23 protein-coding genes and 1 tRNA gene are annotated in these 25,486 nt (G+C 32.9%); 8 read left to right on the top strand and 16 right to left on the bottom strand.

The window, feature by feature from the left end; translation table 11 throughout:
* The 3 genes from AB8B90_RS12530 to AB8B90_RS12520 form a co-directional block, all read right to left on the bottom strand.
* A complete protein-coding gene (locus AB8B90_RS12530; protein ID WP_405337391.1) occupies positions 1–660 on the bottom strand; it encodes an HD domain-containing protein in 660 nt (219 codons plus the stop codon).
* A complete protein-coding gene (locus AB8B90_RS12525; protein ID WP_405337389.1) occupies positions 657–1,400 on the bottom strand; it encodes a lysophospholipid acyltransferase family protein in 744 nt (247 codons plus the stop codon). The genes AB8B90_RS12530 and AB8B90_RS12525 overlap by 4 nt, the downstream gene beginning before the upstream one ends.
* 85 nt (positions 1,401–1,485) lie before the next feature.
* Complete coding sequence (locus tag AB8B90_RS12520) at positions 1,486–1,896, bottom strand: BrxA/BrxB family bacilliredoxin (protein WP_405337387.1); 411 nt, start codon at positions 1,894–1,896, stop codon at positions 1,486–1,488.
* Positions 1,897–2,080: 184 nt separating this feature from the next.
* Here AB8B90_RS12520 and AB8B90_RS12515 point away from each other — a divergent pair, with 184 nt between their 5' ends.
* Entirely contained in the window at positions 2,081–2,875 is a 795-nt protein-coding gene (locus tag AB8B90_RS12515) for a TerB family tellurite resistance protein (RefSeq protein ID WP_405337385.1), read from the top strand.
* Here AB8B90_RS12515 and AB8B90_RS12510 read toward each other — a convergent pair.
* Positions 2,872–3,003 (bottom strand): hypothetical protein, encoded by a 132-nt coding sequence (locus AB8B90_RS12510; RefSeq protein ID WP_405337383.1) that lies wholly within the window; start codon positions 3,001–3,003, stop codon positions 2,872–2,874. The two genes, AB8B90_RS12515 and AB8B90_RS12510, sit on opposite strands and share 4 nt — an antisense overlap.
* A gap of 107 nt (positions 3,004–3,110) precedes the next feature.
* Here AB8B90_RS12510 and AB8B90_RS12505 point away from each other — a divergent pair, with 107 nt between their 5' ends.
* The 3 genes from AB8B90_RS12505 to AB8B90_RS12495 all read left to right on the top strand — a co-directional run bounded on the left by AB8B90_RS12505 (position 3,111) and on the right by AB8B90_RS12495 (position 5,046).
* Positions 3,111–3,434, top strand: coding sequence for a TraR/DksA family transcriptional regulator (locus AB8B90_RS12505; protein WP_405337381.1), 324 nt, complete (start codon positions 3,111–3,113; stop codon positions 3,432–3,434).
* 47 nt (positions 3,435–3,481) lie between these two features.
* Positions 3,482–4,540, top strand: a complete 1,059-nt coding sequence (locus AB8B90_RS12500; protein WP_405337379.1) for a T9SS type A sorting domain-containing protein — start codon at positions 3,482–3,484, stop codon at positions 4,538–4,540.
* A gap of 80 nt (positions 4,541–4,620) precedes the next feature.
* Positions 4,621–5,046, top strand: coding sequence for a hypothetical protein (locus tag AB8B90_RS12495; RefSeq protein WP_405337377.1), 426 nt, complete (start codon positions 4,621–4,623; stop codon positions 5,044–5,046).
* 2 nt (positions 5,047–5,048) lie between these two features.
* On the opposite strand, the gene AB8B90_RS12490 is transcribed toward AB8B90_RS12495, so the two are convergent.
* The 9 genes from AB8B90_RS12490 to AB8B90_RS12450 all read right to left on the bottom strand — a co-directional run bounded on the left by AB8B90_RS12490 (position 5,049) and on the right by AB8B90_RS12450 (position 16,488).
* Positions 5,049–6,209 carry a metal ABC transporter permease gene (locus tag AB8B90_RS12490; RefSeq protein WP_405337375.1) on the bottom strand — a complete coding sequence of 387 codons (1,161 nt, stop codon included), beginning with the start codon at positions 6,207–6,209 and terminating at the stop codon, positions 5,049–5,051.
* The gene (locus AB8B90_RS12485; RefSeq protein ID WP_405337373.1) at positions 6,202–7,329 is read right to left on the bottom strand and encodes a metal ABC transporter permease; all 1,128 of its coding nucleotides are present in this window, start codon (positions 7,327–7,329) and stop codon (positions 6,202–6,204) included. The genes AB8B90_RS12490 and AB8B90_RS12485 overlap by 8 nt, the downstream gene beginning before the upstream one ends.
* Entirely contained in the window at positions 7,329–8,066 is a 738-nt protein-coding gene (locus AB8B90_RS12480; protein ID WP_405337371.1) for a metal ABC transporter ATP-binding protein, read from the bottom strand. Before AB8B90_RS12480 ends, AB8B90_RS12485 begins: the two co-directional genes overlap by 1 nt.
* A complete protein-coding gene (locus tag AB8B90_RS12475; RefSeq protein WP_405337369.1) occupies positions 8,066–8,977 on the bottom strand; it encodes a metal ABC transporter solute-binding protein, Zn/Mn family in 912 nt (303 codons plus the stop codon). The genes AB8B90_RS12480 and AB8B90_RS12475 overlap by 1 nt, the downstream gene beginning before the upstream one ends.
* Before the next feature lie 8 nt (positions 8,978–8,985).
* A complete protein-coding gene (locus tag AB8B90_RS12470; RefSeq protein WP_405337367.1) occupies positions 8,986–9,798 on the bottom strand; it encodes a transporter in 813 nt (270 codons plus the stop codon).
* Positions 9,788–10,444, bottom strand: coding sequence for a metal-dependent transcriptional regulator (locus AB8B90_RS12465; protein ID WP_405337365.1), 657 nt, complete (start codon positions 10,442–10,444; stop codon positions 9,788–9,790). The genes AB8B90_RS12470 and AB8B90_RS12465 overlap by 11 nt, the downstream gene beginning before the upstream one ends.
* A gap of 97 nt (positions 10,445–10,541) precedes the next feature.
* On the bottom strand, positions 10,542–11,675 hold the full coding sequence (locus AB8B90_RS12460; RefSeq protein WP_405337363.1) for an efflux RND transporter periplasmic adaptor subunit: 1,134 nt from the start codon (positions 11,673–11,675) through the stop codon (positions 10,542–10,544).
* Between the two features lie 10 nt (positions 11,676–11,685).
* A complete protein-coding gene (locus AB8B90_RS12455) occupies positions 11,686–16,017 on the bottom strand; it encodes a CusA/CzcA family heavy metal efflux RND transporter (RefSeq protein ID WP_405337361.1) in 4,332 nt (1,443 codons plus the stop codon).
* 72 nt (positions 16,018–16,089) lie between these two features.
* Positions 16,090–16,488, bottom strand: a complete 399-nt coding sequence (locus AB8B90_RS12450) for a hypothetical protein (protein WP_405337359.1) — start codon at positions 16,486–16,488, stop codon at positions 16,090–16,092.
* Positions 16,489–16,581: 93 nt separating this feature from the next.
* Here AB8B90_RS12450 and AB8B90_RS12445 point away from each other — a divergent pair, with 93 nt between their 5' ends.
* Positions 16,582–18,609 (top strand): S9 family peptidase, encoded by a 2,028-nt coding sequence (locus AB8B90_RS12445; protein ID WP_405337357.1) that lies wholly within the window; start codon positions 16,582–16,584, stop codon positions 18,607–18,609.
* Positions 18,610–18,751: 142 nt separating this feature from the next.
* Here the strand turns inward: AB8B90_RS12445 and feoB are convergent, their stop codons facing one another.
* The 3 genes from feoB to AB8B90_RS12430 form a co-directional block, all read right to left on the bottom strand.
* Complete coding sequence (gene feoB, locus AB8B90_RS12440; RefSeq protein WP_405337355.1) at positions 18,752–20,851, bottom strand: ferrous iron transport protein B; 2,100 nt, start codon at positions 20,849–20,851, stop codon at positions 18,752–18,754.
* A complete protein-coding gene (locus tag AB8B90_RS12435) occupies positions 20,844–21,077 on the bottom strand; it encodes a ferrous iron transport protein A (RefSeq protein ID WP_405337353.1) in 234 nt (77 codons plus the stop codon). The genes feoB and AB8B90_RS12435 overlap by 8 nt, the downstream gene beginning before the upstream one ends.
* A 72-nt stretch (positions 21,078–21,149) precedes the next feature.
* Entirely contained in the window at positions 21,150–21,818 is a 669-nt protein-coding gene (locus AB8B90_RS12430; protein ID WP_405337404.1) for an SCO family protein, read from the bottom strand.
* A gap of 45 nt (positions 21,819–21,863) precedes the next feature.
* Between AB8B90_RS12430 and AB8B90_RS12425 the strand changes: the two genes are divergently transcribed.
* The 3 genes from AB8B90_RS12425 to AB8B90_RS12415 all read left to right on the top strand — a co-directional run bounded on the left by AB8B90_RS12425 (position 21,864) and on the right by AB8B90_RS12415 (position 25,440).
* Positions 21,864–23,879: a M1 family aminopeptidase gene (locus AB8B90_RS12425; RefSeq protein ID WP_405337351.1), complete on the top strand. Its 2,016-nt coding sequence runs from the start codon at positions 21,864–21,866 to the stop codon at positions 23,877–23,879.
* Positions 23,880–23,956: 77 nt separating this feature from the next.
* A complete protein-coding gene (gene rseP, locus AB8B90_RS12420; protein WP_405337349.1) occupies positions 23,957–25,282 on the top strand; it encodes an RIP metalloprotease RseP in 1,326 nt (441 codons plus the stop codon).
* 84 nt (positions 25,283–25,366) lie between these two features.
* Positions 25,367–25,440: transfer RNA gene (locus AB8B90_RS12415), tRNA-Asn, on the top strand.
* The last annotated feature ends 46 nt before the right edge of the window (positions 25,441–25,486 follow it).

The raw sequence follows: 25,486 nt of genomic DNA, 5'->3' as shown, positions 1-25,486 counted from the left end.
TTATTTATCACCATTCCATTCTTCATAAAACTGTTGTAGAAAGTCTTCCATATATTCATGTCTTCGTAATGCAATTTGTTTTCCAGTTTTAGTGTTCATTCGGTCTTTTAAAAGCAGAAGTTTTTCATAAAAATGGTTGATTGTAGGTGCCTTAGAGTTTTTATATTCCTCTTTTGACATATTTAATTTTGGAGGAATTTCAGGATCGTATAACTTATGGTTTTTAAAACCACCATAATTAAAAGTTCTAGCAATTCCAATGGCGCCAAGGGCATCAAGCCTATCTGCATCCTGCACGACATTTAGTTCGTTTGAAGAAAAATGTTGTGCTACGTTTCCTCCTTTAAATGATATATTTTCAATAATGTTAACAACATGTTCTATAGCAACTGAATCAACATTTATTTTAAACAAAAATTCACGCGCTTTTTTAGGGCCAACCGATTCATCTCCATTATGAAATTTACTATCCGCAATGTCATGTAATAAAGCACCTAGAGATACGATGTAAATATTTATGGTTTCATTTTTAGAGATGAGCAAACTGTTTTTATATACTCTTTGAATGTGAAACCAATCGTGACCTCCTTCAGCAGATTCTAAAGTTTCTTTTACAAATGTCTTAGTTAATTCAATATGTTCTATTTGCTCTGAAGTCATGAATCTATTTTAATGGCTTTAGTAATGGTTTGTTCTACATGTGTTATTAGTTGTTTGTGGTCATCAGCTGTATTTAATTCGATAGGTTGATGAACTGTAAACTTAAGATGATTACCAATACCCATTGGGAATTTTCCATAGCGCAACATTTTCCATGAATTATTCACAGTTATAGGTACTATTATAGCGGAAGGTATTTTTTTAAATAACAATTCTAGTCCTTTAGTTTTAAATGGTTTTGGAGTACCATCTTTACTACGCGTGCCTTCCGGAAAAATAACAGCTGTACGATTATTGTTTTCGATATATTCACCAAACTGAAGCATGGCTGGTAAAGCCTGACGTGGGTTTTTTCTATCAATTAAAACAGAACCTCCATGTCGTAAATTATAGGAAACACTCGGAATACCTTTTCCTAGTTCTTTCTTACTCACAAACTTTATATGATGCTGCCTCATAAACCACATAATAGGAGAAATATCATACATGCTTTGATGATTAGAAACAATAATTAAAGGTTTGTTTTTGGGAATGATATGAGGATTATTCCATGTAAATCGTGTTCCTAAAATATGCAAACACCTTAATAAACAAAACTGAAGTGCATCTACACTTAATTTATGGGCTTGATACCCTAAAACATTGAGACAAAACCATTGGATAGGATGAAAAATTAATAAGCTTATTCCAAATACGATTAGGTATAGTATTGTTAAAGGATAAGCCAATAGTTTTCTCATATCACAAAAGTAATTTAATGACAATACTTCACAAAAAAACCACGACTAAATCGTGGTTTTAATTTTATGGTAAATTCTACTTTTTCTAGCAATGATCGTTATAAGCGTCCATTAGGTTTTCAGCAATTAATTCTGCTGGACGACCTTCAATATGATGACGCTCTAACATATGAACCAATTCTCCATTTTTAAACAATGCCATGCTTGGTGAGCTAGGAGGAAAAGGAACCATATGTTCTCTTGCGGTATTTACTGCATCTTTATCAACGCCTGCAAAAACAGTGACAATATGGTCAGGACGTTTTGAGTTTTGTAAACTCATTCGTGCTCCTGGACGAGCATTTGCTGCTGCACAACCACAAACAGAATTCACTACCACTAAGGTTGTTCCTTCTTTAGCTAATGCAGTTTCAACAGCTTCTGATGTATGTAATTCTTCAAAACCAACGTTTGTTAAATCTTCACGCATAGGTTTTACTAATTCTGCTGGATACATATATTTAAATTTTTCAGATTAATATTTAGATTGCAAAGATAAGGAAAATAAGCGTTTGGTATAGCTACTATAGTAAGCAGTTTCAATGCAGCTATTCAGGTTTTCAATATGTGAATTCGGTAACAAATGCAAACAAAAGAAGACTAACTGTAGTATATTTGAATTTTAAAATAAAAATACACACATGAGTTTTGCAAAATGGATTGGTGGTGCTTTAGGTTGGTCGTTTGGTGGACCAGTTGGTGCAATTATAGGATTAGCGATTGGAAGTTTAATAGATGGTGCTTCTGAGCAAGGAGGTTTTTTGTTAGGAGATGGACAAACGACTACAAGAGGTAGGTCTAGAGGAACTTATCGTAAAATGCCAAATTATGATAGGCGAACACAACGTCCTCAAACCCAATCTGGAGATTTTGAAGTGAGTTTACTCATTTTAGCTTCAGTGGTTATTAAAGCAGATGGTGTTCAAGATCAAAAGGAATTAGATTATGTAAGACAACAATTTGTGAGTATGTATGGTAAAGAACGCGCTAATCACGCGTTTCGTTTGTTCAAAAATATAAGCAAACAAAGTATTCCTACTCGAGAAGTTTGTTTACAGATCAAACAAATGATGGACCATTCTTCTCGTTTGCAATTGGTTCATTTTTTATTCGGAATAGCTAAGGCTGATGGTATGGTTACCGAAGTTGAGGTGAAACAAATTTATACTATATGTGGTTATTTAGGAATTAGTTCTAGAGACTACGAAAGTATAAAAGCGATGTTTTACGACAGTAGTGATAATGCTTATAAAATCTTAGAAATTACTAAAAGTGCTACAGAAGATGAGATTAAAAAGGCTTATCGAAAAATGGCTAAGAAATATCATCCAGATAAAGTGATTCACTTAGGAAAAGAACATCAAAAAGGCGCTGAGGAAAAATTCAGACAAGTGCAAAAGGCTTATGAGCAAATACAAAAAGAAAGAGGGTTTTAATTTCCCTGATTTCTTTTGCTGATACGTTTTTCTATATCTTTAAAATAACGCTTTTCTTTATATTTTCTGTAGATAAATACAACTACAACAATAAGACCTAGAATCATAATTCCACCCTTACCAGTCATGTATTCAATAAGATCCATAATATTCAATTTGAGGTTTTATGGTCGAAATTAAACATAAAACTTTCATACTAATCATTTATTTTAGATGAATGGTATAATTTAACGATATGGATAAGGAAACAGTAAAAGCAACTATTTTAGATGAAATTTCAAAAACAGAATCATCTATTTCACAATACAAAGAACTCACAAAGCCCATAGCTCCTAATGATGCAATTGGTCGTGTAAGTAGGATGGATGCCATAAACAATAAAACAATTAATGAAGCTTCTTTGCGCCAAGCAGTGTCAAAACTTAAAACTTTAAACATTGTACTTTCCAAAATTGAGGATCATGATTTTGGTATTTGTTTAAAATGTAAACAAACTATTCCAATAGGTAGAATTCTAATTAGGCCAGAAAGTTTGTTATGCGTGAATTGTGCGCGATAATTATGATATAGGTTTCATTTTCTTACATTTACAAAAAACATAATATTATGAAATTTACAATTACTTATTTCACATTATTTTTTACTTTTTGTTTCTCATTTTCTCAAAGTTATTCTGGTGCAGAGAGCGTTGAGTACGATCCTATTAATGATAGATGGTTAGTGTCTAATGGAAATAGAATAATTAGCGATGATGGTCAAGGAAACTTAAGTTTCTTTGGAACAGGAACTACCTCTTACGGTCTAGAAGTTATGGGAAATACAGCTTTCGGAATTCAAGGATCTAATATTATAGGTTATGATTTAACTTCTGAACAGCAAGTAACTATAGCTAGTATTTCTGGTGCTTCTTTTTTAAATGGAATGACAAGTGATGGTGTCGATACCGTTTACGTTACAGATTTTAGTCAAGGAAGAATTCATAAAATTGATTTTTCAATTTTTGCAAGCCCAGTTATCACACAGATTGTTTCAAATACTCAAAACACACCTAACGGAATTTTATATGATGGTGACAATAACCGATTGATTTATACATCTTGGGGGAGTAATGCTCAAATAAAACAGGTGGATTTATCAAATAATCAAGTGTCAACAATTATTACGACATCACTTGGGAATATTGATGGGATTGATGATGATGCAGCAGGAAATTATTATGTGTCATCTTGGACACCAGATCGAATTACAAAATACGATTCTAATTTTCAAAACCCTCAAATCGTAACGACACCTTCTTTAAATTCACCTGCAGATATTGGAATTAATCAAACGACAGGTATTATGGGAATCCCGATGGGAAACTCCGTTGTTTTTGTAGATTTAGGAGTTTTATCATTTGAAGAATTTGAATCGAATGCATTTAATTTTATAATAGCTCCAAACCCTATTGATGCCTCAAGTGAGATTATATTTTCTAATTTAAATTATAAACCAACTGCAATTGAATTGTTAGATATTTCAGGTAGAGTAATACAATTAATTTCTAGTGACGTCGATTCAGGAAACAATATTTCGCTAAAAACAATAAATCAAGCTTCAGGAGTGTACTTTATTCGAGTGTCAAATGATTTGTCTAGCGCTACTAAAAAAGTGATTATTAAATAGAAGGGTTATTAGAACCTCTAACTAATTAATAAAAGGCATAAAATTTGTGATGAAGAAATAGTCAACCAATACAATTACAAATGAAATATGTTTTATGCTTTACACTGTTATTTAGTGTTGTAATCACAAATGCTCAAAATGTCGTTGGAACGTATCAGCTACATTCTAAATCAACCGATTCTAATGATTTTGAGTTAAAAAGAACACTTACACTTTATGCAGATGGCACTTTTGAATATTATAATTACCGAAGAATTGAAAAGGGAATTCCTCCCGAAACTCATACGTATGGAAAAGGAACATGGAAAAGAGATAAAAAAGTAATTATTTTTTCTACCGATAGTTCAGAGTTAGATGATAAATTTACTTTAGATTTTAGTGGGACAAAAGCTAGATTTATTAGTAAATCACCAAGAGATAAATCTGATCGTGTTATCGAAACTGCACTCAGCTTTTATGAATCCGAAATATTTTGGGCAACAGGAATGAAGCTTATTAAGCAGTAATATTATCCTCTAAACAAGAAGAAGTTATCTTTCATATCTTCTATTTGTGAATCTTCGTTTGTGATGATATAATCAATGGCCTGTGTTGTAAACTCATCACCTTTAGGTGTTAGAGATACAATATTATTGTTTATCTCTATCATATTATTTTTAAGCGCTAAATCTAAAACCGTTTTTGACCTTACTTTTTGCCAATTAATATGTTCGTTGAGATGATTTACATGACGTTCTTCAATTTCATCATGGTTTTTCAAATGCAAAAGAAAGGTCAGCAAAGAAACTTCTGTACGTTGCTGTTTTTCACGATACATCACAGCAATAATACCTTTACTTGGAGCGAACAAATACACTAATAAAAATAATAGTCCGAGCATTGTTGTAATTGATCCAGCTATAGAGGCGTCTAACCAATGTGCAAACCAGTACCCAGTAATGGCACTAAATACGCCAAACACAATGGATAAAATGAGCATTTTTTTAAGATCAGTAGTTAATAAATAAGCAGCTGCAGCTGGAGCAATCATTAATGCTACAACTAAGATAGCACCTACAGCATCAAAAGCACCAACAGTAGTTATTGAGGACACACTCATTAATCCATAATGAATAATTGCAGGTGAAAACCCTAGGGAAGCGGCTAATCCTTTATCGAATGTACTAAGTTTTAATTCTTTAAAAAAAGCATATAAAAGCACTACAGTTATTAAAAGAATACTTCCGATGATCCAAAGAGATTTTGGGCCAACATCAATTCCAGAAATTAACAAACGATCAAAAGGTGCAAAAGCTAATTCACCAAGTAAGACAGCATCAATATCTAAATGAACGTCATTAGCGTTTTTAGCAATCATAATCACACCAACACTAAATAAGACGGGAAATACTAATCCTATGGCAGTGTCTTCTTTTACAAGTCCTGTTTTCTGAATGTATTCTACTAAAACAACAGTAATCACTCCGGTTAAGGCAGCTAGAAGAATCAGTAATGGCGAGTTCAAATCTTGTGTAATAAAAAATCCAATAACAATTCCTGGTAAAATAGAATGACTAATGGCATCACTAATCATGGCCATTTTGCGAAGCACCAAAAAAGTGCCCGGAATAGCACAAGCAATAGCCACTAAACTTGCAATCAATTGTATTTCTAATTGCGCACTACTCATCTTGTTTGGTTAGTTGATTATATAAATTTGAAGCAGAATTAAACCCTTCGCGAGTTAAACTCCATGTTGAACCTTGAAGTGTCACATAATTTTTTTCGACTAACTTTTTTAAAGTCCCTTTTGTAAATCCTTGAAAATTATTCAAAATTTTAATTTCATGAGGATGTGAAATATTTTCATGAGTTTCAGCAATTCCATACATAAAAGCTAAGGTCTTATGTAACTCTAAATCACGTCTGTTTTTTATAAAACGTATTTGCTTAAATAGTAAACCACGACTTGGAGAAAATACAAATGATATAAAAACAAAAACAGCAGCAACTAAAACAATGACTGGACCAGTTGATAAATTATTTTGACTAGCACTAATTGCTGTGCCAAAAATACCTGAAAAGGCCCCAAATATTGCAGCAAGAAATACCATTTTAGCGAGACTATTTGTCCATTGTCTTGCAGCAGCAGCAGGAGCTAAAAGCATTGCACTCATTAAAACAACACCAACGGTTTGGAGTCCAAGTACAATAGCTAAAACGATAAAACTCGTGATTAAAACATCAATGGTTTTAGTGTTAAATCCAAGTGTTTTGGCATACTCTTTATCAAATAATAAAATCTTGAATTCTTTCCAGAACAGTAATAAAACAAAAAGACAAATTCCAGTAACAATTGCCATCAACCAAACGTCACTTTCAACAAGTGTAGCTGCCTGTCCGAATAAATATTTATCTAATCCAGCTTGATTTGCATTAGGTTGTTTTTGTATGAAGGTGAGTAATAGCATTCCGAAGCCAAAAAATAAAGATAAAATTAAGCCCAATGCAGTATCTGATTTTAAATGTGTTTTAGTTATAATTCCTCTTATCCAGAATGTTCCGATTAATCCACTAACTAAAGCACCAAGAAGTAGTGTATTACTGTCTTTTGCTCCTATGATTAAAAAAGCAATAGCGATCCCAGGTAAAGCTGCATGAGAAATTGCATCACCTAAAAGGCTTTGTTTTCTCAGTACAGCAAAGCTTCCTAACATTCCAGTCACAGCACCAAGAATTGCTGTTCCAAGCGTTATGGTTCTGAGTGTGTAATCTGAAAAGACTAATGAAAAATATTCTTGAATATCCATCACTCTTGTATACTTACTTTGTAATTAATTCCGTAGGTTTTTGTCAAATTATCATCATTAAAAATATCTTTAACAGGACCTGTGGCTATTTTTTTGACGTTTAAAAATGTTACCCAATCAAAATATTCTGGAACAGTTTGTAAATCGTGATGCACAACAATAACTGTTTTGCCAGCTTTACGGAGTTCTTTTAGAATATTAATAATGGCAATTTCTGTAGTCGCATCAACACCTTGAAATGGTTCATCCATAAAATAGATTGATGCATCTTGAACCAAAGCTCGTGCTAAAAAGATACGTTGTTGTTGACCACCTGATAACTGACTAATTTGACGGTTTTTAAAAGGTAACATGCCTACTTTTTCAAGAGCTTCGAGTGCCGCTTTCTTTTCTTTTTGTTTCGGACGTTTTATCCATCCCAAACTCCCGTAAGTTCCCATCATAACAACATCTAAAGCTGTTGTTGGAAAATCCCAATCAACACTTCCTTTTTGGGGAACATAAGCAACCAAAGAACGTTGTTTGTCATAAGATTTACCATAAATAGAGACACTACCTGCAATTGGTTTCAAAATTCCTAAAATAGATTTTATAAGTGTTGATTTTCCAGCACCATTAGGGCCCACAATAGCCATCAAAACACCTTCAGGAATTTCTAAGTCAATATCCCAAAGTACAGGCTTATAATTGTAAGCAACTGTTAAATCGTCTATTTGTACTGCAATCTTTTGCTTCATTATTTTAGCGCATTAACAATTGTATTCACATTGTATTCAAACATGCCAATGTAAGTGCCTTCTTTTGTCCCAGATGTGCCTAAAGCATCAGAGTACAGCGTTCCTCCAATAGTAACTTCGTGTCCTTTTGATCTTACTGCTGCTTGTAAGGCTTCTATAGTTCGTTTTGGTACTGAGCTTTCTACGAAAATAGCTTTGATATCTTTTTCGATAATAAAGGCTGATAGTTTTTGAACATCTTTAACTCCAGCTTCTGTGGCAGTTGATAAGCCTTGTAATCCTAAAACTTCAAAACCATAGGTTTTCCCGAAGTAATTAAAAGCATCATGAGCTGTGACCAAAATTCGTTTGTCTTTAGGAAGTGTTTCAATTATTTCTTTTATTTTTGATTGAAGCGCAATTAGCTTTTCAATGTATTTTGTTTCATTAGTTTTATAATATTCTGCGTTTTCTGGATTTTTTTCTGAAAGCACAACAGTTACTTTTTTTACGAATTTCATGAAATAGTCAATATTGAACCATACATGTGGATCATAGTTCGAAGCAAAATAGTCAGAACCAATTAAGGTGTTTTTATCTAAACTTTCTCCAAGAGCAATAGGTGTTTTGTTTTTCATTTTCTCGAAGACTTCAACTAGCTTACCTTCAAGATGTAATCCGTTAAAAAATATGATGTCTGCATTTACTAGTTTAGTAACGTCACCTTCGCTGGCTTTGTAGAGATGAGGATCGACACCACTTCCCATTAAACCTTGTACGTTGATGTGTTCACCTCCAATATTTTTTACCAAGTCGGTAATCATTGTAGTTGTTGTTACAACGTTTAATTTTCCGTTAGTTTGTGTATCTTTTTTGCAACTAAAAACAGAAGCAATTAGCAATAGTAGTATTGTGTTTTTTAAAATTTTCATAGTCGTTTTTATTTAGTAGGTAATCTGAAACTTACACCAGCACTTAGTAAAATATCTTGTCCTTCAGTAATCCCAGAACCAACAGTTGCATCAAGTTGAACATTATTTGATATTAAATATGTAATACCAGCATTCCATAAATGATTTGCTTTATTGTCTTCAGGAAGATTGCCATATAGTTCTATGTAGGTTCCTAATTTTTCTATAACGCTATACCCATAAGACAGAGAATATATGTAGGATGCTTCTGGCGATCCATCTTGCCATCTTGCACCAATATTATAACCTAAACTTGATTTCTTACTTAAAGTGTGTTCAAATGCAAAAATAACATCAACACCTGTAGTTTCTGGTCTGTAATCAGTACTTGCTGTAAATGGTAAATATAAATGTCCTAAGAATCCAATTTGAGGCTTCCAACCTTTTTCTTCTGCAATGGCAATTTTTGTTCCAAATAAGAGAGGATTAAAACCACTAGAAATATTATCTAATTTGTTCCCGTTTATTGTTGTCTGACCTTCAACAAAATCCCAACCTATTCGTAATTCTAGATTATCTAATAAACCTAGACGAACTAGAGTCGTGTTGTAAGTGAAAGATTCAGTTTTAACACTATTGTCTTTAAAACTTTCATAAGCACCTCCAGTTTCAATTTGAATGAAACTAGGCGCAACAGTTGAAGGAGATTCAGTTGCATCAGGTCTGTCCGTAATTAAAGGTTCTGATGCTGAACTTGAAGTGTCTTCTTCTTGTGAAAAAACAAATCCGTTTATTAGTAGAATAAGAAATAAACTTAGTAAGTAGATGTTTTTAATTTTCATCGACATAAATAATTTTAGTAAAATTTTCATTCAAAACAATCGTGTTTGAGCCAATTGAAATTTGAGTCATTTTATTTCCAGTAAATTGTTTTGAAACGGTTAGTGTATTTCTATATTTAATTTCATTTAAAGCACAAAATTCAAAAAATTCTTTGTCATCACTCATCAATCTGGCAATGGTATAAGTTTGGCCTTCTTCAGCTTCGGCAAGAGTAATAGAGGTGTCTTTAGTAGTAATTTCTCCTTTAGCATTAGGAATGGGATCGCCATGAGGATCAAATTTTGGATGCCCTAAAAACGCACTTATTTTTTCTGCCAGTAAATCTGAAGTCTGATGCTCTAATAATTCGGCTTCTCGATGAATATCATGGAGTGACATATCAAACATTTTGAATAAAAAAGCTTCCCACAAGCGATGTTTTCTAACCACATTGAGTGCCATTTTTTTACCTTTTTCAGTTAGTTGAAGCGCTTGATATTTTTCGTAATGGAGTAAATCTTTTGCTGCTAACTTCTTAGCCATATCTGTAGCGGCAGGATTTGAAATGCCCAACTGTTTGGCAATATTTCCAGGCTTGGTGTTTTTTATATCATGCTTGTCGTTATTGTAAATTGCTTTTACAAAATTCTCAATAGCTACTGACATTTTTTTGAATGCTTTAATTAAAATTTAAGTAAGCTTAAATATTTTGCAAATGTAACTAAAATTTTAATTAATACTATTTTATTTGGGTTAGATTGAACTATTTTATGTCTATTAAATTAAAAGCACCATTTACCAAGATTTTACTTGATTCTTTAACATTCGTATTTTCTAATATTTCAATATTGCCATTCACTACGTTTCCAATGCTCACTTTTACTTGATCAAAAAAGTAATCCGTTTCTGTAGTTTCATTTAAAAGTAACACATAATATTCTTCTTCTATTTCTACAAGTGCAGTTTCAGGCAATACATTTGCATTTTTTTCTTCGATTATAATATCAGCATTAACGAACATTCCTGTTAAGAATTTATTTGACTCATCAATTGGATGGCCATGAACTTTTATCGTTCTGTTATCACCTATTGTGGTTCCGACCAAATGAACTTCACCATGAAATATGTCTTCTGTAGCTTCAGGAATTTTGAATGTAATAGGTTGTCCTTTTTTTACATTCATGATGTCTTTTTCAAAAACAGATAATTCTAAATGAATGTGAGAGTTGTCAATTATTTCAATAATTGATGTTGCAGGAGAGACATAAGTTCCTCTAGTGACATTTACCTTTGAGATGCTACCACTAATAGATGCATATAAAGTTACAATAGAGGACATGCTGCCTTTTTCTACATTTTTAGGTGAAATATTCAGCATGACTAATTGCTTTTTTAAACCATTATATTTCGCCATGGTGGTTTTGTAGTCACTCTCAGCTTTTAAAAAGCTCTTCTGAGATGTTATATTTTCCTCCATCATGGTTTGTTGTCGATCATATTCGGCTCTTAAATAATTTAATTGCTCTTTGACTTCCATATATTTTTGCTGCATAGTTATAAACTCAGGGTTTTCAAGTGTGACTAAGGCCTGTCCTTTTTTCACTGTGTCACCTTCTAAAAATGGTGTTGTTTTGATAAAGCCTCCAAAGCTTGAATTAACTACGGCTTTATTTTCAGGAGGAACATCAATCATTCCATTTACTGAAATTTTTATTGGAATTGATTTTATTTCTATCGTTCCTAAAGCCATATTATTTTGATCAAATTGAACTTTTGAAACCTGAATGCGGCTATCTTCATTTTCTGAAATGATAGTTCCTCTTGACTCTTCAGAATTTTTACAATTCATAAAAAAGAGAATAAAAGCAGAATAAATTATATACTTGATTCGTTTCATAAGGTTAATTTTAAAAGGTTAAATAATTGATATTTATTATGGTTTGATTATAGTTGTTGAGGTGTTCCAAATGATTGATTTGGATAGCATAAGCATTTTCAACACTTAAAATATATTGGTAGAAATCTATTTCCCCATTTTTAAAACTACTGTTTGCAGTTTTAAGAATTTCATGAGCCATAGATGCTCCTTCTTGTTCAAAATATGTGAGTCCTTTTTCGATATGCTCAAGTTCTAAAAGTAGCTTCTCATGTTTATAAGTGTAGTTAATTTCAAAATCGTGCGATTCTTCTTCTACAATATCTAGCGCAATCTTAGATGATTTAATACGAGATGATTGTGCGTTGAAAAGCAAAGGGATTTTTAAACCAAATTGATAACCAATTAGATTAGAATTGATTCCTGAGTTACTGCCTTGAAAATAATTGAGACTTATATCTGGAAGTAATTCTTGTTTTTCGTATTTGCGTTTGGCTTCAAAAAATGATGTTTTATGTTTATAATAGTCCATTTCAGGACTCTCTTTAACATTCATAACTTCTAAAGGGATTTTTGTGAATGGTTCAGGAGTGATTGATAACGTGTCTTTGCTTTGAATTATAGCTTCTAAAACAGCGTAGGCTACTTTTAATTCTTGTTGAGCTTGAGATAGGTCAAGGCTAATTTGTTTTTGTTTGGATTTAGCAGTAATTTTTTCTAAATAATTTGTTTCACCCAATTCAAAACGTCTTTTAGCAATCGCAGCAAAATTTTCATATAAGCTATCCAATCTAGACAGTACCTTTTCTTTTTCTTTAGCATACAGATATGTGTAATAACCTGATGTGAGCTTACGTTTTAACGCTTTTTCTCTTATGGCATAACTAGCTACTTCCAAATCATAGTTGGCAGAATTCAATTTTCGACCAGCAAAATAAACTGTCGGAAATTTAAATTCTTGCTGTACTCCGAATACATCAAGAGGTTTGTTATTAAATGCTAAATTATTTTCATCATAAGCGTAGTATACTTCTGTTTTATCAAAATCAAATGCTGTTGAGATCAAAACATCAGATTTTTCAACCTTTAATTTATCAGCCTTAAGTCCTGAATTATTTTCAATAGCTATGGAAATTAATTCGTCAAGAATCACTGAATTTTGTTGACCATATGATGGTGACGAAATGACTGCAAATAGTACTGTTACTACAATTGATTTGTTTTTTGAATATGTTTTAGATTTACTCTTGGTCGAATTAAAATAAGCATATAGCACAGGCAAAACAACCAAAGTTAGCAACGTTGCTGTAAATAAACCTCCAATTACTACTGTTGCCAATGGTCTTTGGACTTCAGCTCCAGCATTGGTAGAAATGGCCATTGGTAAAAAACCCAAAGCCGCAGCAGTGGCTGTTAACAATATAGCCCTAAGCCTATCTTTTGTTCCTTGTTTTATAAGTGATTCCATATCTTTAAAATCTTCTTTTTTAAGTTCTTTAAAATGTTCAATAAGTACGATTCCGTTAAGGACTGCTATTCCAAAAAGTGCAATAAACCCAACACCTGCTGAAATACTAAATGGCATATCTCTTAGCCATAAAAATAAAATACCTCCAACAGCAGCTAATGGAATTGCAGAATATATTAACAATGCTTCTTTAACCGAGTTAAAAGCAAAGTAGAGCATTATGAAAATCAAGATTAAAGCAATTGGTACTGCAATTAATAAACGCGATTTTGCATTTTGTAAATTTTCAAATTGACCTCCATAGGTTATGGTATATCCAACAGGAAGTTTTATTTGAGAATCTATTAAGTCGCTCACATCATCTACCACAGATTCTAAATCTCGATTTCGAACATTAATTCCAACTACAATACGCCTTCTAGTATCATCTCTTGAGATCTTTGCAGCTCCTTTTTCATAGGTTATCGATGCTAATTCGCTCATAGGAATCTTTCCGCCATTAGGTAAATCAACATAAAGGTTTTTGATGTTGTTGATGTCTTGACGTTTAGAAGATTCTAGGCGTACAACAAGGTCAAATCGCTTTTCACCTTCAAACACATTGCCTACAGTTCGTCCAGCAAATCCCATTGATAGCATAGCGTTAAGATCTTTAATGTTAAGTCCGTATCGTGCAATTTTTTCTCTATTATATTTCACACTCATTTGAGGTAATCCATCAATTTTTTCTACTGAAACATCTGCAGCGCCATTTACATTTTCAATGAGTGCTTTTATTTCGCTTCCTTTTTTAGACAAAATCTCCAAATCTTCACCAAAGATTTTGATTGCAATGTCTGCTCTTACACCCGTAATAAGTTCATTAAAACGCATTTCAATTGGTTGAGTAAATTCGACTTCCATACCAGGAATTAAAGCCAAAGCTTCTTTAAATTTATCGGCCAATTCATCTTTTGTCGATGCAGATACCCATTCTTTTTTTGATTTTAAAACAATGATGACATCACTTTCTTCCATAGACATTGGATCTGTAGGGACTTCTGCTGCGCCAATTCTAGTGACTACCTGTTTGATTTCAGGAAATTTGTCTAATAAAATACTTTCTATTTTAGTGGTAATTTCAACCGTATTGCTTAATGATGTTCCCGTTTTTAAAACAGGCTGAATCACGAAATCGCCTTCATCAAGCGTAGGCACAAATTCACCTCCCATATTTCCAAATAAATAAACAGAAACACTCAAAAGAAGTATTGAAGTACCTAGTACTAATTTTTTGCTTTGTAAAGCCCAATTAATAGTTGGTTCGTAGATTTGGTTGAGCCATCTCATCAAGCGAACAGAAATATTTTTTTCTGAAGGTTTTAACGGCTTAAGAAATAAGGAAGCTGCGACTGGAACATAGGTAAAGCAAAAAATCATCGCTCCAATTAAGGCAAAACTGAATGTTAATGCCATCGGCTTAAACATTTTACCTTCTATGCCACTCAAGGAAAGAATTGGTATGAAAACAATTAGAATGATGAGTTGTCCGAAAACAGCAGAATTCATCATTTTTGAAGCACCATTAAAAGTGATTTCGTCCTTGTAGGATTGTAAATCCTTAGGTTTTAAGTTTGAAAATTTTTCATGATTTTTTGTAATACTGTAAGCAATAAATTCAACTATAATCACAGCTCCATCGATTATAATCCCGAAATCAATAGCGCCTAAACTCATTAAGTTAGCGTCGACACCAAAAATGTACATCAACGACAAGGCAAACAATAAACACAATGGAATTACAGAAGCAACGACTAGACCTGACCTCCAGTTTCCTAATAATAAAACCACAACAAAAATTACGATTAAACAGCCTAGGACTAAATTTTCAGTCACTGTAAATGTTGTTCTATCAATAAGTTCACTTCGGTCAAGAAATGCATTGATATATACACCCTTTGGTAATGATTTAGAAATGCTTGCTACACGATTTTTTACAGCTTCAATTACTTGTTTAGAATTTGCGCCTTTAAGCATCATCACCTGACCAAGTACTTTTTCACCTTCACCATTTCCAGTAATTGCGCCAAATCTTGTAGCGTTTCCAAAGCCAATAGAAGCTACATCCTTGATATAAATTGGAACGCCATGATTGGTTTTAATGACAATATTTTCAATGTCTTTCAAACCATTAACCAAACCATCTCCTCGAATAAAATAGGCTTGATTTACTTTTTCTATGTAGCCTCCTCCAGCAACGCTATTATTGTTTTCAAGAGCTGTAAAAACCTCTTGAGCAGTAATATTTATAGCATTGAGTTTTTCTGAATTAAGAGCAACTTCATACTGTTTTAAAAACCCTCCCCAAGTATTGACTTCAACAACACCTGGAATTCCAGATAATTGACGCTTAACAATCCAATCCTGAATAGTTCTAAGATCTTCTGCCGTATAATCGTCTTTAAATTCAGGTTCAACATCAAGGATATATTGGTAAATTTCGCCTAAACCAGTTGTAATTGGTCCCATTTCAGGAGCGCCAAAACCTTCAGGTATTTTTTCAGAAGCAGATTTAATTTTTTCAGCAATTAGTTGACGTGGTAAATAGGTGCCAATATCATCATCGAAGACAATAGTTACAACAGATAAACCAAATTTAGAAACAGATCGGATTTCCTGGACTCCTGGAAGATTTGCCATTTCCAATTCTACAGGATAGGTTATGAATTGCTCCATATCTTGAGTGGAAAGATTTCGAGATGTTGTAATGACTTGAACTTGATTGTTGGTCACATCTGGGACTGCTCCAATAGGAATTTTTGATAGCGAATACAATCCGAAACCAATAATAAAAAGGGTAAATAGCAGAATGATAAATTTATTCCGCAGACTAAATTTTATAATATAAGATAACATAATTCATATGATAAAGTGAGTGACAACTTATTTTGAAATAAGCTGACAGAAACTAAGATTAACTAAAATGAATTATGAGTTTCTTGGAGGTTGTAATAGTCCTTTTTTTTTTTTTTTAGATAAGGAAGATTGATAATGGAAACGGCTGTCTTTAAGCTCTGGTAATTCAACTGTTTCAAGTTCTAAAAAAACATCTTGCATTACAAAAGCTGTAATTGTAAGTGTCTGATCATGGCATTGAAAAGGCAACTGCTCGTGCTCTTTTTTTTCTTCTAGATGATTCTTACTGTGGTCCTCTTTTAGTTCGCCATAATGCTTTGAAAGAAAGACTAAAAAATTATCGCCATATTCAACTTTATGAAATTGAGCATGCTCAATTAGCTCATCAATTTGAATAATATCATCATAATCTATACGCAGACTTTGCATAAGAATTAAACTAGATAATAGTATGGCTAACAGTTTACTCATTATAACAAAGTTATGAAAAATTCTATAAAATAGTTTAAGACCAATTTTACTATTTTATTAGTAATTTCACGCTTTAATTTAAAATATCACTTAATGTATAGATTTTGTTCCTTTCTACTTTTTTTATTGATTTTTCAATTTGCTTCTGCTCAGACTGAAAAAGTACCATTTCAATCTTTGGATGTATTTGAATTAGAATGGGCTTCAGATCCTCAGATTTCTCCAGACGGTTCTCAAGTCATTTATATAAGAAATGGTTTTGACATTATGAATGATACATCTCAGGGCAATCTATGGATTGTAAATGCTGACGGTACTTCAAATCGAAAATTAACTTCTAGAGAAGTTAATGAATCTCAAGCAAGATGGTCGCCAAGTGGTGATCGTATCGCTTTTGTGAGCTCAACAAAATATGGTTCAGAAGTATATATGTACTGGGTTGCAAGCGGACAAATTGCAAAATTAACACACCTTGATAAGTCACCAGGTAATCTAACTTGGTCTCCTGATGGGAAGCATCTAGCATTTACGATGTTCATTTCAGAAAAACCTCCGGTTGTTGCTAAAATGCCTTCAAAACCTAAAGGTGCTAAATGGGCAAAACCAGCAAGAATTACTGATCGTTTAAAGCATGAACGAGATGGTGGAGGTTATATGCAACCTGGTTTTACTCATATTTTTGTAATGTCTTCTAATGGTGGTACAGCTCGTCAAATTACAACTGATAATTATAATCACGGAAGTAGGTTGTCATTTTCTCCTGATGGAAGTACCATTTATTTTGCTGCCAATAGAGTTGAAGATTGGGAATATAGATTTAGGAATAGTGAAATTTATAGTGTTGATATTCAGACTAAACATATTACAGTTTTGACATCTCAGGATGGTCCAGATTATGCTCCGACTGTTTCTCCAAACGGAAAAACAATTGCTTTTCTGGGATATCAAGATAAAATACAAACGTATCAGAACACGGTTTTGTATACAATGAATCTTGATGGAAGTAATCGTAAGATTCTGTCTTATGATTTAGATAGCAGCGTGTCAAGAGTCTCTTGGGACACTAACGGGAAAGGGTTATACTTTACTTATGATGATAAAGGAAATTCTAAAATAGCCTACATAACTATATCTGGAAAAATAACAAAGCTAGCAGATAACTTAGGTGGCACCACAATTGGTCGTCCTTATGGTGGAGGATCTTATTCAGTCTCTTCAAAAGGTGCTTTAGTTTATACTCAGACACGTCCCGAATATCCATCCGATTTAGCGATGCTGCAGCCTAAACAAAAAGAGCCAGAGCTAATAACAGATTTGAATTCTGATATTTTAGACTACAGAACTTTAGGGAAAGTAGAAGAGGTTTGGTACTCATCATCTTTTGATGGAAGACAAATTCAAGGTTGGATTGTAAAACCACCTTTTTACGATGCTTCTAAAACATATCCTTTATTGGTTGAAAATCATGGAGGACCAATTTCTAATTATGGTGATCGTTTTTCTCCTGAAATGCAATTATATGCTTCAGATGGTTATGTAGTGTTTTATCCAAATCCAAGAGGTAGTACAAGTTATGGTGAAGAATTTGCAAATTTATTATACAATAATTATCCTGGTGAAGACTACAACGATGTGATGGATGGTGTTGATTATCTAGTGAATAAAGGTATTGTGGATAATAGTAAGCTATACGTTACAGGAGGAAGTGCAGGTGGAATTATGACCGCTTGGATAATAGGGAAAAGTAATCGATTTAAAGCTGCTGTTGTACATAAGCCTGTTATTAATTGGATAAGTAAAACCTTAGTTGCAGACAATTATTATGGGTACGCAAATTCACGTTATCCAGGGCAACCATGGGAGAATTATGAAACTTATTGGAAATTTTCACCACTCTCCTTAGTAGGAAATGTTGAAACACCAACGATGGTTGTTGTTGGGATGAAAGATTTACGAACACCTCCAAGCGAAGCAAAGCAATTTTATCACGCCTTGAAACTTAGAAAAATAGAATCGGTTTTAGTTGAATTGCCAGATGCATCACATGGGATTTATAAAAAGCCAAGCAATTTAATTAGTAAGGTAGCGCATACCTTGGCTTGGCTGAGAAAGTATAATTAAGGTATTTAATGACAACCACAATTGTCATTACCACCACATGATTTGGTAGATGTCTTTTTTGGTTTCCAAATGAATTGTCTGACTAGAAAAAGTAAAGCTAGTCCAAGAGTTGTAAAAACAAGTATGTTTTGTATTATGGTATTCATTTTAATACTTGAAAAGCGATTAATGCAACAAGATAAGCGAAAACAGTCATTATTACTAATTGGTACATTGGCCATTTCCAACTATTTGTCTCACGTTTAACGATAGCTAACGTACTCATACATTGCATAGCAAAGGCATAAAACAATAGCAGTGAGATTCCACTAGCAAAGTTAAATAATGGTCCACCTAAAATTGGATTGACCTCTCCTGCCATTCTGTTTTTTATGGTTTCTTCTTCATCACTACCAACACTGTATATTGTTGCTAATGTTCCAACAAAAACCTCTCGTGCTGCAAACGAACTAACAATAGCTATCCCAATTTTCCAGTCATATCCCAAAGGTCTAATTACAGGCTCAATGGTATGTCCTGCAATTCCAATAAATGAATGTTCTAATTTATGAGACGCTATTTTTTGTTCTAACTCCTCTTGAGATAAACCTTGAGAAGCGTATTCTGTTGTAACTATTTCTTCTGCTTTATTGAAATTATCTCCTGGACCATAAGATGCCAGAAACCATAATACGATTGAGATCGCAAGAATAATCTTACCAGCTCCAAAGACAAAAGATTTTGTTTTTTCAATTACTGTAAGTGCTACATTTTTGAATAGTGGTAATTTGTAATTTGGCATCTCTACTACAAAAAATGTCTTACTCTTAATTTTGAGTATTTTATTGAGTAACCAAGCTGAAAATATAGCAGTACCAAACCCTATTAAATATAATAACATTAGGGTTAATGCTTGATAACTTAAACCAAAAAACCGACCTTCAGGAATGACGAGTGCAATAATTATAAGATATACTGGAAGTCTTGCGGAACATGTAGTAAAAGGCGTTACTAAAATAGTGATTAAACGTTCTTTCCAGCTTTCGATATTTCTTGTTGCCATAATTGCAGGAATTGCACAAGCGGTTCCTGAAATTAACGGCACAACACTTTTTCCGCTTAGTCCAAAACGTCTCATAATACGATCCATTAAAAATACGACTCGACTCATATAACCACTTTCCTCTAGAACAGCAATAAATAGAAATAAGAAAGCGATTTGAGGTATAAAAATGACGATGCCTCCAAGACCAGGAATAATACCCTCAGCAATTAAATTTGTAAATGCGCCTTCAGGCAAACTATTTTTTGTCCATTCACTGAGTGATGCAAAAACACTATCAATAAAATCCATGGGAACACTAGACCAATCATAAATGGCTTGAAAAATAGTGAGTAAAATGATAAAGAATATCAAATAACCCCAAACCTTATGGGTTAGAATTCTATCGAGTTGAATTCTTAAATCTTTAGCCGATTTAAGATCTATGGTTTGTCCTTTTTTTAAGGTATTATTTATGAATTGATAACGTTTAATTGTTTCCTTTTGCTGTAAACGTTTTAAATCTGTTTTGCTTTTAGTTTTAAAACTATGAATGGCTTCAATTTCTTTTCTATCCGTTTTTCCAAAGTTCACATCTTGAGTAATAACTAACCAAAGTTTATACAAGAGTTGATTAGGAAATGCTTTTCTAAGATTATTAAAATAGTTTTCGTCAATCTCAGAGGCATTTAAACAAGGTTCTACAGGAAGCTCTTTATAGTTGATAATGTGTTCTTTGAGCTCTTCGATACCTTTATTTTTTCTAGTACTAATAAGTGCAATTTTAGTCTGCAATTCTTTTTCTAAAACCGGAATATCTAATTGGATGCCTTTATTTGACATTCGGTCAGACATATTTATAGCCAAAACAGTAGGAATCTCTAAATCTTTAATTTGCGTGTAGAGCAACAGATTTCGTTTTAGATTCTCAACATCGCTGACTACAACCGCAACATCTGGAAAATCTTTATCATTCTTATTAAGCAACAATTCGATGACAACATTTTCGTCTAATGAAGATGCATTCAAACTGTACGTTCCAGGAAGATCAATTATATGTGCTTTTAAACCTCTTGGTAATTTGCAAATCCCTTCTTTCTTTTCTACTGTTATTCCAGGATAATTGCCAACTTTTTGATTTAATCCAGTAAGTGCGTTAAAAACCGAAGTTTTTCCCGTATTAGGATTTCCAATAAGTGCGACATTAATTTGTTTAGGCATTGGTAATGTCGATTAAGATGTGAATGGCAGTTTCTTTTCTAATTGCTAAATGTGTTCCATTAATGTTTAAATACATAGGGTCTGCAAATGGAGCCATTTGAACAAGCTCAACAACATTACCTGGTAAACATCCCATTTCTAGTAATTTAAGAGGAATATGTATTGAGGAAACATCAGTGATAATACCTTGTTGTCCTCGTTTTATATCTGCTAATGTTGTTTGCAAGCTTATTTAGATTGATTTTAAAGAAGCAAAAATAAGTCAAAATATCTATGTGAAGAAATACTTAACTTAAAACTATTGATATTCTTTTTTTAGGCGTTTTATATCTAGGAGTAATGAGTCTATTGATGTAGGACTTATACCATTATAAATACCTCTAATTTGTTTGTTTTTATCAATTAGAGCAAAGTTTTCGGTGTGTACCATACCATAATCTTCAGAATCATCATGTTTAACCACCAAATATGATTTTCTGGCCAAATCATAAATTTGTTTACGATCTCCAGTTACTAAATTCCATTTTGAGTCATTGACGCCTTTTTCAATTGCATAGTGTTTCAATTGTTCAACAGAATCAATTTCAGGAGTAACAGAATGTGATAAGAGCATTACGTCATCATCATTTAATATATCTTTTTGTATGCGATGCATTTGATCTGTCATTATCGGACAAATAGTTTGGCAAGTTGTAAAAAAGAAATCAGCCACATAAATTTTATCTTTATAGGTGTCTTGAGTAATGATTTTCCCGTTCTGATTTATAAGTTCAAAATCAGCAATTGTATGGTACTTTTTTTTATGCTGAATTGTGCTATCTACAAGCGTTGCATCGATACGGTTTGGTTGATAAATAGGTAGAGGTTTCTCACCATCTAATGCAGAATAAATAAAATAAATAATAATACTTGAGACTAAAGCTAAAGCTATAAAAAAGAACTTAAGCTGTTTGATATATCGCAACATAAACTGATTATTAAGGCTTTGTGAATCTAAAAGATTGATTTTAGAATGCAAAAATACGACAGATTTGTAACAAATTCAGTACTTTTAACATCCTATATTGCTAATAGAAAGAAAACTTTAACACTAATGAGATTACCAATACTTACGCTTTGTTGTCTGTTAACTTCTACATTATTTTCTCAAGATTTTAATGAAACTTTGGAAGAAGTTCGTTTTGCTGAAGCTAAATCAGCTTTAAACCAAATTATGCATCGTGCCAATTTAAATACTGGTAATTACGATTTAAAATATCATAGATTAGAATTAAATCTTGATCCATCGGTTGCTTTTCTAACAGGAAATGTTACCACCTATTTTGAAGCTAAAGACAACATGATTGAAATCACGTTTGACTTGTCTGATAATATGATTGTATCTCAAGTAGAGCAAAGAGGTTTTAATCTTCCATTTTTACAAAATGCTGATGATGAATTGGTGGTTACTTTACCAATGGTTCAAAACACAGGTGTTTTAGATTCTTTAACAATAAGTTACTCTGGAAACCCAATAAGTGCAGGTTTAGGTTCTTTTGTTCAAGAAGAGCATAATGGAGATCCAACTATTTGGACTTTATCTGAGCCTTATGGAGCAAAAGCTTGGTGGCCTTGCAAACAAGATTTAATTGACAAAATAGATTCTGTAGATGTGTACTTAACATCACCTCGTTTTAACCCAACAAATGAAGAATATATTGCTGTATCAAATGGTTTGGAGCAGAGTCAAATTGTAAATGGAACTGAGAAAACAACACATTTTAAACATCGTTATCCAATTCCTGCATATTTAATTGCTATTTCTGTGACTAATTATGAAGTGTATTCGCACCAAGTTTCTAATAATGGTAATCCGTTTGAGATTGTTAATTATGTGTACGAAGAAAGCTTAGCTAATGCGCAAGCAAGTACACCAGTTACAGTTGATATTATGGATTTATTTATCAATCTTTTTGAGGCATATCCTTATGAAGATGAAAAGTATGGACATGCTCAATTTGGTTTCGGAGGAGGTATGGAACATACAACAGTATCATTTATGGGAGGTTACAGTAGAAATTTAATTGCTCACGAATTAGCTCACCAATGGTTTGGAAACAAAATTACTTGCGGAAGCTGGAAAGATATATGGTTAAATGAAGGTTTTGCGACCTATTTATCAGGCCTAGTTTATGAAAATTTAGATGGAAACGCTACGTTTAGAAATTGGAAGCAGCAACGTATTAATTCTATCACATCACAACAAGGAGGTGCTGTTTATTTGAGTGATATAGACACAACGAGTATAAGTCGTATTTTCAGCTCAAGATTGAGTTACAATAAAGGTGCGATGGTTTTGCATATGCTTCGAAAACAACTAGGCGACACTAACTTTTTTCAATCCCTTCAGGATTACTTGAGTGCTCCAGAACATGCTTATGGTTATGCGAAAACTGAGGAGTTTATTACTATAGTTGAGACATCTTCTGGAGAAGATTTAACTGAATTTTTTAGTGATTGGCTTTACAATCAAGGCTATCCTAGTTATACCGTTAATTGGAGTCAAACATCCCCAACTGAATTAGATTTGGTGTTGACTCAAACACAAAGCCACCCTTCAGTGTCATTTTTTGAAGCGCCAGTTCCTATACGTTTAATAGGGACTCTGGGTGAAGAATTAAATCTTGTATTAGACCATACTTCAAATATGCAGCAGTTTAATGAAACTGTGAATTTTGAAATCCTAGATGTAATTTTCAACCCAGAATTTGATATCATTTCAAGAGATAATCAAGTGCTGAATGTTGATGATTTTCAAATAGAAAGTGAACTCAAAATATTTCCTAACCCTGTATCTTCAAGCATAAACATTCTAAAGCCTGATGCTTTGGATGTCAATTCTATAACTATTTATAATGCGCTGGGTCAGTTGTTATATCGTTCAGAATGGAAAGAAAAAATTGAAGTATCATCTTTTTCAGACGGGTTATTGTTTATTCAATTTCAAACGAATAAAGGTGTATTTAATAAAAGCCTGTTAAAAAATTAAGCTTAAGTCTAAATATTGTTTTCTAAATGGTGTCAAAACACTACTTTTGTGGCTTGTAAAATTTTGACTAGAGATACATGGAGTTTGTAATACGGATATCACAATTTTTATTAAGCCTTTCTCTTCTAATCGTACTTCACGAATTAGGACACTTTGTACCAGCTAAATTATTTAAAACTAGGGTAGAGAAGTTCTACTTGTTTTTTGATATCAAATTTTCTTTGTTTAAGAAGAAGATTGGAGATACGGTTTATGGTATTGGATGGTTGCCTTTAGGAGGTTATGTGAAAATTTCTGGAATGATTGATGAAAGTATGGATAAAGAGCAAATGGCTCAACCTGCACAACCATGGGAATTCCGTTCAAAACCAGCATGGCAACGTTTAATCATCATGCTTGGAGGTGTTACAGTTAATTTTATTTTAGCTTACATTATATATGTGTTTGTTGCTTTTATTTATGGTGATAAGACTACCAAAATTGAAAGTTTAAAAGATGGGTATTGGATTGAAAATGAGTTTCTTCAGAATTTAGGATTCAAAACAGGAGATAAAATTCTAGCAGTAAATGATATTAAAGTTATTAACGATTACGATGTTCGATCAAATATTATTGGTGCTGAAAGAATAACAATTAAAAGAAACGGTCAAGAACAAGTTATTGATTTGCCTGAAGACTTTTTAGGGCAGTTTACAAGTGCGAAAAGTAAAGAATTGTTTGAAAGAAGGATACCATTTATGATTGGTACAGTCAGAGATTCTTCTTTAAACAAATCATTTGACATTAAAGAAGGTGATATCATTACGACTATTGATGGCAAGCCCTTACGTTATTTCGATCAATTAGATTCGCTAATGGCTGATTATAAAAATCAAACCTTAGCTGTTGAGTTATTAAGAGATGAAGAAACAATAACTCGTCAATTAAAAGTTGATGATAAAGGAAAATTTGGGTTTCAGCCAGCTTATGATAATGATCGTTTTGCAGAATTAGGCTATTATGATATTGCTATACAGACTTATACTTTTGGTGAAAGTTTTGGAGCAGGAGCGACCGACTTTGTTGAGACGCTAAACAAATATGGCGCACAATTAAAAGCCATATTTAATCCGAGTACAGGTGCATATAAAGGTGTTGGAGGGTTCAAAGCCATTTATAGTATATTTCCTAGTGTATGGAGTTGGCAAGCATTTTGGGTGCTTACAGCATTTCTGTCGATCATGTTAGGCGTTTTAAATTTATTACCAATACCAGCATTAGACGGTGGACACGTGATGTTTTTATTATATGAAATGATTTCTGGTAGAGCACCAAGTGAAAAGTTTTTAGAGCGTGCTCAATTAGTAGGATTCATCATATTAATTACTTTAGTCTTGTTTGCTAATATCAATGATTGGATTTAGTAAAAAAAACGATTATTTTTTTTGAAAATCTTTTTTTAAACTTAAAAAATAACATATATTTGCCCTCGCAAAAGCGATAAACACTCCTCCTTAGCTCAGTTGGTTAGAGCATCTGACTGTTAATCAGAGGGTCCTTAGTTCGAGCCTAAGAGGAGGAGCAAGTTATAAACCACTTACAGAAATGTAGGTGGTTTTTTTGTGGAC

This window comes from Psychroserpens sp., from assembly GCF_045105015.1.
Taxonomy (GTDB): domain Bacteria; phylum Bacteroidota; class Bacteroidia; order Flavobacteriales; family Flavobacteriaceae; genus Psychroserpens.
This window is presented reverse-complemented; position numbering and strand designations above follow the sequence as displayed.

What these genes read in the sequence shown, in the direction of transcription:
- AB8B90_RS12510 (WP_405337383.1), bottom strand. Translation starts at nt 3,003, where the DNA reads ATGACTGGTAAGGGTGGAATTATGATTCTAGGTCTTATTGTTGTAGTT.
- AB8B90_RS12460 (WP_405337363.1), bottom strand. Translation starts at nt 11,675, where the DNA reads ATGAAACGAATCAAGTATATAATTTATTCTGCTTTTATTCTCTTTTTT.
- AB8B90_RS12455 (WP_405337361.1), bottom strand. Translation starts at nt 16,017, where the DNA reads ATGTTATCTTATATTATAAAATTTAGTCTGCGGAATAAATTTATCATT.
- AB8B90_RS12470 (WP_405337367.1), bottom strand. Translation starts at nt 9,798, where the DNA reads ATGAAAATTAAAAACATCTACTTACTAAGTTTATTTCTTATTCTACTA.
- AB8B90_RS12530 (WP_405337391.1), bottom strand. Translation starts at nt 660, where the DNA reads ATGACTTCAGAGCAAATAGAACATATTGAATTAACTAAGACATTTGTA.
- AB8B90_RS12490 (WP_405337375.1), bottom strand. Translation starts at nt 6,209, where the DNA reads ATGAGTAGTGCGCAATTAGAAATACAATTGATTGCAAGTTTAGTGGCT.
- AB8B90_RS12445 (WP_405337357.1), top strand. Translation starts at nt 16,582, where the DNA reads ATGTATAGATTTTGTTCCTTTCTACTTTTTTTATTGATTTTTCAATTT.
- feoB (WP_405337355.1), bottom strand. Translation starts at nt 20,851, where the DNA reads ATGCCTAAACAAATTAATGTCGCACTTATTGGAAATCCTAATACGGGA.
- AB8B90_RS12485 (WP_405337373.1), bottom strand. Translation starts at nt 7,329, where the DNA reads ATGGATATTCAAGAATATTTTTCATTAGTCTTTTCAGATTACACACTC.
- AB8B90_RS12515 (WP_405337385.1), top strand. Translation starts at nt 2,081, where the DNA reads ATGAGTTTTGCAAAATGGATTGGTGGTGCTTTAGGTTGGTCGTTTGGT.
- AB8B90_RS12465 (WP_405337365.1), bottom strand. Translation starts at nt 10,444, where the DNA reads ATGTCAGTAGCTATTGAGAATTTTGTAAAAGCAATTTACAATAACGAC.
- AB8B90_RS12525 (WP_405337389.1), bottom strand. Translation starts at nt 1,400, where the DNA reads ATGAGAAAACTATTGGCTTATCCTTTAACAATACTATACCTAATCGTA.
- AB8B90_RS12430 (WP_405337404.1), bottom strand. Translation starts at nt 21,818, where the DNA reads ATGTTGCGATATATCAAACAGCTTAAGTTCTTTTTTATAGCTTTAGCT.
- AB8B90_RS12520 (WP_405337387.1), bottom strand. Translation starts at nt 1,896, where the DNA reads ATGTATCCAGCAGAATTAGTAAAACCTATGCGTGAAGATTTAACAAAC.
- AB8B90_RS12480 (WP_405337371.1), bottom strand. Translation starts at nt 8,066, where the DNA reads ATGAAGCAAAAGATTGCAGTACAAATAGACGATTTAACAGTTGCTTAC.
- AB8B90_RS12495 (WP_405337377.1), top strand. Translation starts at nt 4,621, where the DNA reads ATGAAATATGTTTTATGCTTTACACTGTTATTTAGTGTTGTAATCACA.
- AB8B90_RS12475 (WP_405337369.1), bottom strand. Translation starts at nt 8,977, where the DNA reads ATGAAAATTTTAAAAAACACAATACTACTATTGCTAATTGCTTCTGTT.
- AB8B90_RS12450 (WP_405337359.1), bottom strand. Translation starts at nt 16,488, where the DNA reads ATGAGTAAACTGTTAGCCATACTATTATCTAGTTTAATTCTTATGCAA.
- AB8B90_RS12425 (WP_405337351.1), top strand. Translation starts at nt 21,864, where the DNA reads ATGCAAAAATACGACAGATTTGTAACAAATTCAGTACTTTTAACATCC.
- rseP (WP_405337349.1), top strand. Translation starts at nt 23,957, where the DNA reads ATGGAGTTTGTAATACGGATATCACAATTTTTATTAAGCCTTTCTCTT.
- AB8B90_RS12500 (WP_405337379.1), top strand. Translation starts at nt 3,482, where the DNA reads ATGAAATTTACAATTACTTATTTCACATTATTTTTTACTTTTTGTTTC.
- AB8B90_RS12505 (WP_405337381.1), top strand. Translation starts at nt 3,111, where the DNA reads ATGGATAAGGAAACAGTAAAAGCAACTATTTTAGATGAAATTTCAAAA.